Consider the following 13,136-nt stretch of genomic DNA (forward strand, 5'->3'; position numbering starts at 1 on the left):
TTATTACCTTCAAAAGCTGAATGCTAATAGCTAAATGCTTACTCTAAAATGAGAATTTATTACACATTTCAGCTAAAACAAAATAACTTTGAATTTTTGATATTTGTACTGATATTTTTACTCAAAATATAATAAGTCTAATAAAATCAACATAACTTATTCAGACGAAGCCAGAAATCCAGTTTTTTGAGTAGATTTCTATTTTTAAAACCAAGAATTTCTCGTATAAATTTGGTTTCTTTGCGTAATACCATTTCTGTATCAATTTACAGCTAAAAACCTCGCTCTTAAAAGTGAGGTTTAAATAAACAGGAGCTATCTAGGACAATAAGATTTGATAGACAATATATTAGGAAAATTCTTACAAAGAAATGGTATAAAGTTCAACTCATAAATTTAGAACCTTAATTAATCTATAATTATGACTATTAACTGATAACTGATAACTGAAATGACCTCAACCCTAATTGAAAAAATTCAACAATTCTATGATGCTTCCTCTAGTCTGTGGGAAGAAGCATGGGGCGAACATATGCACCACGGCTACTATGGGCCAGATGGTAAACAGAAAAAAAACAGGCGACAAGCTCAAATAGATATGATTGAGGAACTACTGCACTGGGGAGCCACAAATGAACCATCAAGTTTGTGGCCTCCCGCTTCGATCCTTGATGTAGGTTGTGGCATTGGTGGTAGTACACTCTACTTAGCCGAAAAATTTAATGCCACTGCTACTGGCATTACCCTTTCTCCTGTCCAGGCTAAAAGAGCTAAGGAACGCGCAGAGTCAGCCAACTTAACTCAACAGACTAATTTTATAGTGGCAGATGCCTTAGATATGCCATTTGCTGATGAGTCTTATGACTTGGTTTGGTCTCTCGAAAGTGGAGAACATATGCCCAATAAACAGAAATTTTTGCAAGAATGCCATCGAGTATTGAAGCCTGGTGGAAAAATAATTATGGCTACTTGGTGTCATCGTTCAGTAGATAGCTCTGATGGACAACTTACCGATGATGAACGGAGACACTTAGCTGATATTTATCGGGTTTATGCTTTACCTTACGTTATTTCTTTGCCAGAGTATCAAGCGATCGCCCAGAATATCGGTTTTCAAGATATCTCTACTGCCGACTGGTCAACTGCCGCTGCTCCTTTCTGGGATGTAGTGATTGAATCAGCTTTTGACCCTAAAGTTCTTCTTAGTTTACTCTTTAGTGGTTGGACAACAATTCAAGCTGCTCTTTCCCTAGAGTTAATGAGTCGTGGATATGAAAGAGGCTTAATTAAATTTGGTCTTTTGTGTGGGAATAAGTAATTAACTGGCACTAATCTTGATTTTAAGTCAGTAGAAATTAATACAAATTTTTATAAATTTTGACTCTAGGATATTTGATAAATATTAAATTCTGTAGCAATTTGGTCTTATATACTATAATTNACTATAATTTTAGCTTAAAATATAAACACCAGATGGGATATCCCTGGAGGTGTAATTATGTTAGTTATCTTAATGGAAAATCAACTTGTCGATCCTCAGCGAGTTTGTCAAGGTTGTTTATTAGCTAGTCACAGTGGTCAACCCCGTTGGAAAGGTGGTCAACTACGTTGTGGTCATCCAGTTCCTAAGTTAGCAGATACTCAACCAGATCAGTATGAGTGTGAAATGGGTTTTCGTATTGCCAGTATAGAATAATTACTTTTTATTTGAGCGATTAAAATTTGGAGTTGTTTTTCAGAGTGGCAAATATAATTTTCATAAATTAGATAGACATTTATCCAAATTTAGCTATCATTTTGTTCTCAAGCATTACCCTTTTAGAGCAACTTCTACTATCAAATAGAAAGTCTCAACAAAAAGTACCACACCTTTAAGTTATACTCCCCATTAGGGATAATAAATAAAGATGTTTGAATACTGATTAGTGGGCATATATATGCCAGTTGAAAATACTGCGAAAAACTAAGCCAGGAAAATTAACAAAGTAGTACTATTAAATAAGATCAAAAAATTATTAATAAATAGTATTGTCGGGCATCCAAAAACAGAGGCTAACCACCTAAATGACTTACTAAAACCCTGTCTGTGACTGAATTTTGCTAGATTATGAGTTTAGTTAAGCACTCTGAAAGAATTAGTAATATCTATACCAGAGTCTTGGAGAATCAATTGAGTTGATAGATTGTAATATGTCAATGCGCTATCCTGAATTTATATGTGTTTATATCTCACCAAATTCAGGAGGATTTTACAATGACTTGGCGTGGTTCCACAACAATTCAAGACCGAACTTTTGCTTGTTTACCCTACCTATTACCCTTACTAGACGGATTAGTTTATGGAAGATACTTATTTCAACAGTTTCCTCCTCTACAACTAATCTTAATTCCTCTTACACCTTTGTTACAAATTTACCGAGGTATACCTTTCTTTGGCTTAATAGTTTTCTTTGCTCTGTTTTTACTGGTAGTTAGAAATAATAATATATCTCACTTTATTCGTTTTAATACGATGCAGGCAATTCTTTTGGACATTGTTTTAATTTTGTGTGGTCTGATTCTATCAATACTAGGACAGAATTTAGGAGGATTTATTCTGGAAACTCTTTCTAATATGATATTCCTAGGAATTTTAGGCTCATTTATCTATGCAGTCGTTCAGTCATCAATGGGGCGTTATGCAGAAATACCCACTATTTCTGATGCTGTTTATATGCAAGTCCGCTAAAGATTTTTAAAATTAGCACTAGGATATTTAGCAAAAATTTTGTATTATATAAGATCCTTGCTTCTTCTGATTCTAAATTTTAGTAGAAGCCATGTTGTCCAAAAGGAGATTTTTTCTATGAGACCATTCATGTACGAAACAATGTATATCCTGCGTCCCGATCTGAGTGAAGAACAAGTAGAGCAGGCAATTACAAAATATAAAGATATGTTGCAGGAACAGGGAGCTTATGAGCTAGAAGTTCAACATCGTGGTAAACGTCGTTTAGCTTATGAAATAAACGATCATCGGGAAGGTACATATATCCAGATGAACTACCAAGGTCCCCCTACTCAAATAGCAGTATTGGAAAGGGCAATGCGTTTAAGTGAAGAAGTTATTCGTTACTTAACGATTAAACAAGAAATACCCAAAATTACCAAAACAGATGCTCAAAATCAACCAGAACCAGTAGTAGCGTCCGCAGAATAGTAAAATCTTAGAGATTAAGTAATATCTTCAGGTTTAAGAGTTTTTGCTTAACTCAAAAATTCAGGGCAAAAGCATCTTATTTTGAACTGTTCACTGGGCTTAGATGTGATAATTTTAATATTTATACTTATCAGATACTATCAACCTTAATTACAAATAGTTCCAGAATTTAGATGTGTTTGCCCAACTCAAAAATTTAAGTAATATCGGGAATTACTGGGTATAAATCCCCAGTTCCCGTAATTTATAATTATATTAGTTGTAGAGGCTATAGTATTTTTTAAATATATCAACGAACTACTGAATAATTAGGAACCAAACTAAAGTGAACCAAATGCAAAAGTTAAATTCACAACAACTTCAAGGTGAAGTGTCTCGTCTTAAGGAAGAATTACAAATGCGAGACCAATTAATTCAACAATTGTCTCAAGAACTTTTTCGCTTAGTTAAGGGAAATACAAGTATCGTACCAACACCTACTGTCCTGAAGGTTACCAGTCTCAAATGCAAAGTTTAAAGGAACAGCTCAATGAAGTTGAACAACAAGTAACTTTTTATNAAATGCAAAAGTTAAATTCACAACAACTTCAAGGTGAAGTGTCTCGTCTTAAGGAAGAATTACAAATGCGAGACCAATTAATTCAACAATTGTCTCAAGAACTTTTTCGCTTAGTTAAGGGAAATACAAGTATCGTACCAACACCTACTGTTCCTGAAGGTTACCAGTCTCAAATGCAAAGTTTAAAGGAACAGCTCAATGAAGTTGAACAACAAGTAACTTTTTATCAAGAACAAATTTCTGAAAGAGATGCAGAAATATATACTTTACGTCATTCTGTACAAGAATTAACAGACCGCTCCCAAATGTTAGAACAAGTAGTACAAGAACTACCAGAAGTGTATCGTCAGAAATTTTCCGAGCGACTTGCAGAAGTGTTGGAAAAAGTTGAAATGTTGCAGAAAGAAAACCGTCAACTTCATGCAGAGCTACAAAGTGTTAGTTATCGTCTAGCAGTTAGAAACCGTCGAGCTAATGGTCTTGACTTACCTGCTTTGGGTTCTGGTCAATCTGGTTCTTCTGTGGAAATGCCCACATTTGGCAATGCATGATTTATAAGTATTCAGCTGTTAGCTATCAGCTTATCAGTAATAATTTATTAACTCATTATCATACCGAAAGAGGAATTAGTCTCCAAGAAAAATTAAAAGTTATGGATGAAATTGCTCATCAGCTAACCTTAGTAAATTATTAGGTTCAAAATCTGAATGGGAGCTAACTGAATGATTATCTTGATTTTAGCAAATATGCTTTGAGATTTATCCCAAATTTTCTCATAGCCATAAGTATAAACTTCTGCGTTAAAAATAGTATTTTGACAATTTTAAGTTTTTAGGAAATACTTATGAATTTATAATTCTAAAATCAGCTCAATTGCTATTAAAATTAGCATCTGAGCCGATTATCTAATGAATAATTAACTAAACTGTTACTAATTTTCAATCAAAGTCAGAAAAAACTTCATCAAGATTATTGAAAATTTGAAAAACTCTATCTAATTGAGTAATCTCAAAAGTTAGCTTAACTGTGGGATTTAGGTTACAAATTACTAAACTATAACCATGGTCACGAGCTGTTTTTAAACCAATAACTAATGCACTTAAACCAGAACTATCTATAAACTCTACATTTGCCATATCAATAATCCAAAGATTTGCTTCTTTTTCTATAAGAGATAAAAATTGCTCCTTTATCGCATTTGCTCCAACCAAGTCTAAGCGGTGGTGGGGAGTTAAAATAATATGTTTTTTGATATCAACAGTTTTCATTATGTATCACCATTAATTAAAAATAAGAAGTTTAGTTTTTTAGTTTACTGTAAAGAAAAGGTAAAATGGAAAATAATTTTTGTAGTGCCACTACTCGGAAGTCAAAGCTAAAACTTTTAAAGATAAAAAGTATTAATTGGTAAGACTTTGAGGTTTCTTCAACTGATAGGTTATTTGCTCCCTATTAATATAGAATTGCTATATCTCTTACTTATATCAGGATGATTTAAGTAACAAAGAAGTTCCCTTGATGTTCAGCTGCCTCAGGCTAAAATATAAAAAAATGATAAATTTTATTAAGTAAGCTTAAAGGTTAGCGTAAAATGTCACTAGAATTTGTATCATTAGAAACAATTCAGTTCATAGCCCATAAATATGGTTATTTAGCAGTTTTCTTAGGAATAGCCTTAGAAAATGCAGGTATTCCCTTACCTGGAGAAACTATAACACTTGTAGGTGGGTTTCTTGCTGGTAGTGGAGAGCTAATGTATTGGTATGTTTTGGGTTGTGCAATTATGGGAGCTATATTTGGCGATAGTTGTGGATATTGGATCGGCAAATATGGTGGTTGGCCATTTATGTTGCGGTTAGGTAAAATATTTCGGATTCAAGAAACAAAACTGATGGATGTAAAAAATCAGTTCAGTAAGAATGCAGCTAAAGCAGTATTTTTTGGTAGGTTTGTTACTTTATTGCGGATTTTTGCTGGACCATTAGCTGGAATTGCTCAAATGCCTTACTGGAAATTTTTATTATGTAATTTTGCTGGAGCAACTATTTGGGCATTGACAATGGTCAGTTTATCCTTTTTTGTCGGACAAGTTGTACCTCTAGAAAAATTAGTAAGTTGGGTGGCACAATTTGGTATAGTTGCTTTAACTTTAGTATTTGCTTGGATTTTGATTCCTATTAGTTTAGAGTCTCTGAAGAAAGGTAATCAAAATACAGGTTTATAAATGTAAGATTGAATCAGGTAAATAAAAGGACTATTAAACTTACTAAAATTGTCTAGATACTTTCCTTAAAGTTTTCATCCTTATAATACATCCCGTCTGATTTGAGAGTTGAACGTGGGGTTGGGTAGAATTCTATGTTCACAAATCAAACAGGATTTCTTTATGCTTTATAAAGGTCAAAATTTATAGAGCATAAAGAAATCCCAGGATTGACTATATTTCTACCTTTATCGGTATAGTAAGAACCAAAACGATTTGCGAGGAAGCTATCTAGACTAATATCCTCTTGTTTGAGGAAACCACTGTGGGAAATTTCTCTGTTCAGATACATATCCAAAATAGCACAAAGAGAGGCAGAAGTTGCAAGCTGGATGGAACTCCAAGTTTCTCCATACAAATTTAGGGGGTAAATCTTGCGGACATCGCTAATTTGTTCAAGATAACCGTTTCTCCAGCCAGTTACAGTACAGAAGATAAGTACCACATCTTGCTTAGTGATAGGGATAGAATTTTCCAATATTTCTTGAAGGAGTTCCCGACGATCGCTCAAGCGCAATTCTTTCGTTAAAAATTTCATCAGATACTGATGACCTTGGTAACGCACGGTCTTGTAGTTGAGAGTACGCACCTGGCCTTCAAGAGTTTCGCAGAGAGTCCCCAAGCCACCAGAAGTATTAAATGCTTCGTAACTTATCCCATCTAGGGAGAAATGCTCCACCTCTTCCAAGGGTATTGCCTCTATTTTACGACCGTTATGAATAGTCTCACAAGGATTACAGTATTCGTTAATCAGACCTTTCGTAGACCAGGTGAGCTTGTACATCATCATATTAGAGGGATTTTGGGGCAGGGCACCGACACGCATTTTTACTTCGTCAACCTTGTCAAAACCACTATACAGGTGATGAGCAAGGATGCCGATAAAGCCTGGGGCAAGTCCACACTGGGGTGCAAAGACCAAATCATTAGGAGCTATTTCAGCAATAGAGCGAACTGCATTGGTAGTTGCCACATCTTCAGTCAGATCAAAATAACTAACTCCAGCTTTGGCAGCAGCACGGGCAATGATAGGATTGACCTCATAGGAGCAAGCAGAGACAACACAATCTTGGCCTTCTAGTTTTTTTGTCAGAGTAGCTTCATCAGTCACATCTATGACAAAAGTATTGACTGGCAAAGATTCAGTTAAGTTTTCTAAGGATCTAGAGTCTATATCACCAACAAGTACGGTATAATCCCCACTATAATGTAGGAATTTGGCGATCGCCGATCCAATTTTTCCAGACCCCAATATCGTAACATTGTGCATTATTTGAAGTAAATTCCGAACTTTAGTTTAAGTGCAAAGACTGTAATAGAAATCAAGCCTAGCAATAATAGCATATTAGTGTTGATCACCAACTTCAAGAAAAAACCTCATTTTTGCCTCTCAGGTTTTGGTGTAAAGTCGCGTATTGTTCAATCCTTATTCATCTGGTTCAAAATGAATTGGATCTGCAAATTAATTACCTCTCGATATGTATCTACAGATTTCCTATCCCAAAGATTATGCCCTGCATCAAGTATATGTAACGTACATTTTTCGTCATTTTCTGCAAATTCCTTCAGCTTATGGAGATACTGAGGAAACAAATTGAAGGGGTCGCCCAAACTAACCAGAGTTAGGATTGGAGATAGGGATGGTCTAGATGGATAATTAAAATTCGGTGTGAAAGTCTTGTAAGCTTCCCAACTACGATGATGTAAAGTGACACCTGGAGCATGGAGAAGGTCTGCTAAAACTTCAGCTTTCTCCTCCAAGTATTGAACAGTAAACTGAAATAGTTCTGGATCTGGATGTGGTGGATTAACTGCTATTGCTCCAGCCAAGTCATCATAATGTTGTGCATACAATATACCTGCTATACCACCTTGGCTACGTCCCGCAATAAAAACTGGGCGATCGGGATAAAGTCGTGACAATACTAGATGAACATGGCGAATCATTGTCATCAGACCATGCTCGCTGGCAAATTCAAATGGAGCATCAGAACCCATACCATTGAGTGGAAGATCAGTAGGAAAAGATGCCACACGGAATGTCTCACCATCGGGTAGTAATTCACTTAGTAAACTTTGGTTGCTCTTGCGCCCACGTCCCCGGTTCTTACTTTTTCGGCCATGAAAGGTGCCTGCAACATCACATAATGTCTCAGCAACAGAAAAGGTTGTTCCTGTACCAGGTAACAGGATTTTGATTGCACGATGAGTCTCATCAACTAACTTGTTTGGCTCTAAGATACCTGTGAAGGCCATCGGTAGATATAACTTAGTGAATGGAAGACTTTGTTTAGGTTCGTTTGTAGCACCCACTCGATGAACCAATTCTTTCCTCTCTTGAATCACTTTCATATCTAGCAATTCACGCCGACTTAGATTGGGAACTCTGGCCAGTTCTTCATTGACTTGTTCGAGTCTTTTCAATTCTGAGGTCATTTTTTCCGAATTTTGTACGCTAAAAGATAAATAGGGTCTTCATAAATCGGCATTACTTTGGAATCAACAAGAGTCCATTCTGGCTGGTCTAAGACTTCTTTAAGTTTAGGTAAGAAACTCTCCCGTGCCGTGAAAACCAATACACCTTCAGGCTCGATATTGTCTTGAAGTTTGTTTAGTTCTCCCGAACCAGCATGGCTTTCGGCAAATACTCCTGTAGCGATAATACCACTTGCCATCTTTAAGTTTCTAAATTTTTCATCACCTATAAAACAACAAACTAAAGATTTATATACGTCTTTTTCTGCAGCTTTGGCTAACATACCAGGTGATATATCAGTACCTATTATGTTTTCAAATCCCAATTGAGTTAATGCTATACCAACTAGACCTGTTCCTGCTCCAACATCAAGAATTGTGCCCTGTTTGTTGGGCATATATTTTGCTAGCATCGATGAAGCTGCTAAAGGTACTGGTTTCCATACTTCCCCAACATCTGTTTCATATATATCTGCCCATCGGTCATAGTTTTCGACTAATTCATCAAAATTTTGACTCGAACATATCCACTTCAACCACTCGTTTGGTTTTTGCTTAGACATTCTTTTCCTATTCGATATTCCATCAAATCAATGGTATTCATTCTAGCTTGATTAAATCCCAAGACTTTGTGTTATTCCTAGTTGGGGACTTACGTTTAAATAAAGTACCGAAATAGGGGTGGGCAAAACCCAGAGATAAACTAATTAGGGTTTGTTGAAAAAGTCTTTTTAGGGAGTAGGGGAGTAGGGAAGTAGGGGAGTAGGAAGTATTTTTTTTGCCCAAGTCTATCCAAAATGCTAATTTTTTGAGCGAAATCAACTGAAAACCTGGCAACTTTTTCGACCATAAAAAGGCTCAAACCTTTATATTTCAATACTTTAATATTTAATCAGCCAGCCCTAATTAAAAATCTCGAAAGAATATTTTGCTCACTGAGAAAGCTAGACACTGGTATATTATTTTTTTGCTAATCCCTTGGTAGAAATGCTCAAACATTATATTTGGGTGTTAATTCACTACCTCAAGTTTTGAGATGTTTCTGTCCCTCAAAGATTCATTGCTGTATTTAGCAAGGCCAATATTTCCATTAGTTGAGATTTAGATTAGAAGAGATAAATTTTGATGCTAATTGCTCATGTTAAGATATACTAATATCATAAAATTTTTTTTGTGGAAAAAAGGTAGGTTAATGTTATGGAATTAGCAATGCTATTGGCAAAATTGCCAGAAGCTTACTCAGTTTTTGATCCGTTAGTTGATGTTTTACCAGTAATTCCTGTATTCTTCTTGTTGCTAGCTTTTGTATGGCAGGCAGCAGTAGGTTTCAGATAAAAAGCAAATCTCTAAATATGACTATTAGCTTCCATTCTAATTATTAGCAATATGCTGAAATCATCATTGGGAAGCTGATAGCTACTAAGTTTTTTCATCTAGAGATAAATTATTTCTCTAGATTTTTGATTTTGGTTTATTTTTGTTTTATTTCTAATGCTTACCTGAATACTTTTACAGTTAGCATTCAGAAATAAAAATGAATGACAAATTTGGCAATTCAGTTCAAACAATTCTTTCTTTTTAAATTTTAATATAGGCCGATAATTGCTATACTAATCCTCAATGATTGGCGAACAAAAAAACTGTAGGGGTTTGGTTTCCAAATCCCATTTTTGCTTTGGTTTGGAAACCAAACCCCTACAATACAATATTACAACCTATTTAGGATTACTATATAATTAGCAATTCTCCTCTTCCCCATATTTTTAATTTTCGCTCAGTATCTCAGTACTCCCTTAATTTGAAGCTAATAAATAATAACTCAAAACTGACTGCTGAATACTTACATAGTAAACATTCAGCTATTAGCTAGAAGTCAATATTCAGCTTTTCCTGGAAAATACTAAATGCTAATAGCTTTTGAAAGAATAAAACAACTACTAAGGTTAGATGAGAACCTTTTTCTTAATAAAGCAGTCAAAGCAAAGATTAAGACATTTCTAAATCCTGAAGTCCTTTGAAAGTTTACTATTCCCTATTCCCTATTCCCTATTCCCTAGCGCTATAACTTTAATTTTCCTTGGAAACTAATTCCTCCTGCCAAAATAATAAGTTAATAACTCATAGCTGTTAACGAAGTTCCTCCTACGGAGGCTAGCTGTTAGCTGATGGCTGAATGCTTAACTTAGATATTAAGAAGGATTAGCAATTGTCTTTTGAAAAGCAGGTCTTTCAGAAATTCGTTTAATATATTCCAAAACATTAGGATAGGAACTTAAATCCAACTTTAACATCATAGGAATATAAGCTAAAATCGAACCCACTGCTACATCTGCAACGTTAAATTCTTCACCCATTAAATAAGGTTGAGTCTCAAAAATTTTATTCAATGGAGTTAATAAACGGGGAGTTTCTTTTTCCCGACTTGCTTCTACAAAAATTCCTGGTCCGAGAGTAGCATTAGCAAACAATACCCACTGAAAAATTTCAGCTTTCTTTTCTAAAGAATCAGGCATTTTGCCATATTTTTCTGCAATATATAACAAAATAGCACCTGACTCCGAAAGCTTAAATTCTCCATCGACAATAGCAGGTACTTTTCCCATCGGATTAATCTCTAAAAAATCTGATTTGAGATGTTCTCCTGACTGCATATCAAGAGTGATAAATTCATAAGAAGCTTCTATTTCTTCGAGATACCAATGAACAATTGATGCTCGACTACGAGCACCGCCATAAAGTTTTAGCACTATTAAATACCTAATCTTAGATAACTTCCATTAATGGATAATGGATAATGGATAATTACTGCAAGGAAAACCTTCAATAATCGATAATTGATAATTACCTCCCCCTAAAAGGAAGAGGATTGAATAAAAGGAAAATTTTTTCTTATTTCTCCTTGCTTATGAGAGGCTTTAAACCTTGATTTTTCGGTAACGTAATTGAATGTGAGAAAATATCCTAGCACTTTTTTTCCCATAATAGAAGGCTTGATACCTTTATTTATCGGTAATTTTTGGTACTTTTAAGATATAGAATTAACACAAATATTCAAATAATAGAGCATTTATCTAAAACTAAAAGCAAGAGCTAATAGCTGATAGATAACCGCTGAATAATTTGACGATTAAAGAACTTTGTGAGTATATTCATGTTGCTTCACATTGTCTTCTGAACTGACAATATTTTCTGCATTTAATATTCGCTTACGTTCTAGAGAATAGTTCAAATTATCACAACGACTTCCTAGAGGAACCAAAGATTTAACTTCAGGATGAATTTTATATGTGCGAGTAGCAGCGATCGCTCTCTCAGCAAAATTATCAGAGAATTGAGCTTCTGAAGGGAAATCTTGAGGTAATAAGGGTTTTTCTCCAGATAATACTTTACCCAAAGTTATTCCACAAGCCATTTCATAAGAAGTTGGTATGCCTTTTACTATAGCTTCGAGAGCTGCGGAGGGTATTGGTTCAACAACTTTTACTTGAGAGACTTCGCCATCTTCTTTGATAAAGCAAGTTGCTAGACCAATAACTAAATAGTCATCAGTAGATAAATCTGGAGCATTGGGATAAGCAGTGACAGTTGCCATAGGCTATTGTAATTTCTAGTTCTCGGATACTAAGTCTTATTTTACCAACTGAGGGAACTAAGTCCTCAAAAAAATTTCATCCTCAAAATTGAAATCCACAGCAATTTATGTCAAAATGAATCTTATTAAGTTATTGTGGGTAATGTTTTGACAAAAAATATCCATAGTAGATTATGTTGTTTAAAGCATAGTTCCTATACTAGCCGGGTTAATTTATCAATAAGGTTGAGCAACCATTGTTGATTTGCTAATATTTGTTCACATAAATTCATATACATTGATTTAGTTATACCGATTAGTTGCATAGATTGTGCTATAATCATGTGCAAACAGAGTAGTTTGTGGTGCAAAGCCAGGCCACTATGTAACCGCTATCCTGATAAGTCACCCCTAGCATGGTCAAGTAATTAAAACTTCTGCGACCGTCGATAACCAAGACGATGTAAGTAAAAAAAAAGCGTCTACAGGTTTTCTTGTAGACTTTGGGAGATACCCCCTCAGCAGGTTAATCTTGCTGTGCATTGTTAACAAATGTTAGTAAAATAGTATCGGACTATAGCAATCCTATTTTATTTGTGGCAAAAATCTTACCGCTTTTGAAGGAATAGGGAACAGGTGGAAGTTTCAACTCTTTTATTTACTTTTTAATTACCCGCAACCTATTTAGAATTGCGATTAGGACTACCAAAATATCTTAATTAGACCTCTCCGAAAAAGATATAGATTTTTTGCCGGGGTAGGGAACAGGGAACAAGTAAGATATTTTTACGAAAAAGGCAGGAAAAATGATTTTTTATGGTAACTTTTTCTTTCTTTAGCTAATATAACTAAAAGGTTTATTTATTTTCCGGAGATGACTATTACAGCGGTTTTCATTTCAGTAGACCACAGTAGGGACGTTGCATGCAACGTCCCTACGAGGTTATGGTTATGGCAAAGTGGTTCATCAATCTGAAAAGCGCTGTAATTCTAGATACCTATAATCTGTAGAAAAAGTTTTCTGATTAATATAAATAAGACATACGCAAATACCATGTATATAGTTTTC

Annotated in this window: 14 protein-coding genes; 8 read left to right on the forward strand and 6 right to left on the reverse strand. The window is 34.9% G+C overall.

From position 1 onward, the window contains the following. Positions 1 to 451: 451 nt before the first annotated feature. The 6 genes from AFK68_RS29625 (at position 452) to AFK68_RS42825 (ending at position 4,309) form a co-directional block, all read left to right on the forward strand. Positions 452 to 1,318: a methyltransferase domain-containing protein gene (locus tag AFK68_RS29625; RefSeq protein WP_094673592.1), complete on the forward strand. Its 867-nt coding sequence runs from the start codon at positions 452 to 454 to the stop codon at positions 1,316 to 1,318. Positions 1,319 to 1,498: 180 nt separating this feature from the next. After that, positions 1,499 to 1,696: a hypothetical protein gene (locus AFK68_RS29630; RefSeq protein ID WP_094677453.1), complete on the forward strand. Its 198-nt coding sequence runs from the start codon at positions 1,499 to 1,501 to the stop codon at positions 1,694 to 1,696. Positions 1,697 to 2,254: 558 nt separating this feature from the next. Then, entirely contained in the window at positions 2,255 to 2,728 is a 474-nt protein-coding gene (locus tag AFK68_RS29635) for a Tic20 family protein (RefSeq protein ID WP_094677455.1), read from the forward strand. A gap of 117 nt (positions 2,729 to 2,845) precedes the next feature. After that, complete coding sequence (gene rpsF / locus AFK68_RS29640; protein ID WP_094677457.1) at positions 2,846 to 3,199, forward strand: 30S ribosomal protein S6; 354 nt, start codon at positions 2,846 to 2,848, stop codon at positions 3,197 to 3,199. Positions 3,200 to 3,524: 325 nt separating this feature from the next. Next, positions 3,525 to 3,716 carry a hypothetical protein gene (locus tag AFK68_RS29645; RefSeq protein WP_210407683.1) on the forward strand — a complete coding sequence of 64 codons (192 nt, stop codon included), beginning with the start codon at positions 3,525 to 3,527 and terminating at the stop codon, positions 3,714 to 3,716. A 44-nt stretch (positions 3,717 to 3,760) separates the two neighbouring features. After that, positions 3,761 to 4,309: an Npun_F5560 family protein gene (locus AFK68_RS42825; protein WP_094677477.1), complete on the forward strand. Its 549-nt coding sequence runs from the start codon at positions 3,761 to 3,763 to the stop codon at positions 4,307 to 4,309. Positions 4,310 to 4,696: 387 nt separating this feature from the next. Here AFK68_RS42825 and AFK68_RS29655 read toward each other — a convergent pair whose 3' ends face one another. Beyond that, positions 4,697 to 5,026, reverse strand: coding sequence for an STAS domain-containing protein (locus AFK68_RS29655; RefSeq protein ID WP_094677459.1), 330 nt, complete (start codon positions 5,024 to 5,026; stop codon positions 4,697 to 4,699). 323 nt (positions 5,027 to 5,349) lie between these two features. Between AFK68_RS29655 and AFK68_RS29660 the strand changes: the two genes are divergently transcribed. Beyond that, on the forward strand, positions 5,350 to 5,982 hold the full coding sequence (locus AFK68_RS29660; RefSeq protein WP_094677461.1) for a DedA family protein: 633 nt from the start codon (positions 5,350 to 5,352) through the stop codon (positions 5,980 to 5,982). 160 nt (positions 5,983 to 6,142) lie between these two features. Here AFK68_RS29660 and AFK68_RS29665 read toward each other — a convergent pair whose 3' ends face one another. The 3 genes from AFK68_RS29665 to AFK68_RS29675 all read right to left on the reverse strand — a co-directional run bounded on the left by AFK68_RS29665 (position 6,143) and on the right by AFK68_RS29675 (position 9,059). Further along, positions 6,143 to 7,291, reverse strand: a complete 1,149-nt coding sequence (locus tag AFK68_RS29665; protein WP_094677463.1) for a saccharopine dehydrogenase family protein — start codon at positions 7,289 to 7,291, stop codon at positions 6,143 to 6,145. Positions 7,292 to 7,440: 149 nt separating this feature from the next. Continuing rightward, positions 7,441 to 8,457 carry an alpha/beta fold hydrolase gene (locus AFK68_RS29670; protein ID WP_094677465.1) on the reverse strand — a complete coding sequence of 339 codons (1,017 nt, stop codon included), beginning with the start codon at positions 8,455 to 8,457 and terminating at the stop codon, positions 7,441 to 7,443. Beyond that, positions 8,454 to 9,059 (reverse strand): class I SAM-dependent methyltransferase, encoded by a 606-nt coding sequence (locus AFK68_RS29675; protein WP_094677467.1) that lies wholly within the window; start codon positions 9,057 to 9,059, stop codon positions 8,454 to 8,456. The genes AFK68_RS29670 and AFK68_RS29675 overlap by 4 nt, the downstream gene beginning before the upstream one ends. Positions 9,060 to 9,693: 634 nt before the next feature. Between AFK68_RS29675 and AFK68_RS29685 the strand changes: the two genes are divergently transcribed. Beyond that, positions 9,694 to 9,831, forward strand: coding sequence for a photosystem II reaction center protein K (locus tag AFK68_RS29685; protein ID WP_094677471.1), 138 nt, complete (start codon positions 9,694 to 9,696; stop codon positions 9,829 to 9,831). 854 nt (positions 9,832 to 10,685) lie between these two features. Here AFK68_RS29685 and AFK68_RS29690 read toward each other — a convergent pair. Together AFK68_RS29690 and AFK68_RS29695 are read right to left on the reverse strand one after the other, a co-directional pair. Next, a complete protein-coding gene (locus AFK68_RS29690; RefSeq protein WP_094677473.1) occupies positions 10,686 to 11,243 on the reverse strand; it encodes a glutathione S-transferase family protein in 558 nt (185 codons plus the stop codon). A gap of 380 nt (positions 11,244 to 11,623) precedes the next feature. After that, on the reverse strand, positions 11,624 to 12,088 hold the full coding sequence (locus AFK68_RS29695) for a hypothetical protein (protein WP_094677475.1): 465 nt from the start codon (positions 12,086 to 12,088) through the stop codon (positions 11,624 to 11,626). Between the last annotated feature and the right edge of the window lie 1,048 nt (positions 12,089 to 13,136).

The organism is Hydrocoleum sp. CS-953, assembly GCF_002260545.1.
Lineage (GTDB): Bacteria > Cyanobacteriota > Cyanobacteriia > Cyanobacteriales > Microcoleaceae > Trichodesmium.

Bases quoted from the DNA above. Each gene is read 5' to 3' on its own strand.
- AFK68_RS29625 (WP_094673592.1), top strand. From the start codon at position 452: ATGACCTCAACCCTAATTGAAAAAATTCAACAATTCTATGATGCTTCC.
- AFK68_RS29630 (WP_094677453.1), top strand. From the start codon at position 1,499: ATGTTAGTTATCTTAATGGAAAATCAACTTGTCGATCCTCAGCGAGTT.
- AFK68_RS29635 (WP_094677455.1), top strand. From the start codon at position 2,255: ATGACTTGGCGTGGTTCCACAACAATTCAAGACCGAACTTTTGCTTGT.
- rpsF (WP_094677457.1), top strand. From the start codon at position 2,846: ATGAGACCATTCATGTACGAAACAATGTATATCCTGCGTCCCGATCTG.
- AFK68_RS42825 (WP_094677477.1), top strand. From the start codon at position 3,761: ATGCAAAAGTTAAATTCACAACAACTTCAAGGTGAAGTGTCTCGTCTT.
- AFK68_RS29655 (WP_094677459.1), bottom strand. From the start codon at position 5,026: ATGAAAACTGTTGATATCAAAAAACATATTATTTTAACTCCCCACCAC.
- AFK68_RS29660 (WP_094677461.1), top strand. From the start codon at position 5,350: ATGTCACTAGAATTTGTATCATTAGAAACAATTCAGTTCATAGCCCAT.
- AFK68_RS29665 (WP_094677463.1), bottom strand. From the start codon at position 7,291: ATGCACAATGTTACGATATTGGGGTCTGGAAAAATTGGATCGGCGATC.
- AFK68_RS29670 (WP_094677465.1), bottom strand. From the start codon at position 8,457: ATGACCTCAGAATTGAAAAGACTCGAACAAGTCAATGAAGAACTGGCC.
- AFK68_RS29675 (WP_094677467.1), bottom strand. From the start codon at position 9,059: ATGTCTAAGCAAAAACCAAACGAGTGGTTGAAGTGGATATGTTCGAGT.
- AFK68_RS29685 (WP_094677471.1), top strand. From the start codon at position 9,694: ATGGAATTAGCAATGCTATTGGCAAAATTGCCAGAAGCTTACTCAGTT.
- AFK68_RS29695 (WP_094677475.1), bottom strand. From the start codon at position 12,088: ATGGCAACTGTCACTGCTTATCCCAATGCTCCAGATTTATCTACTGAT.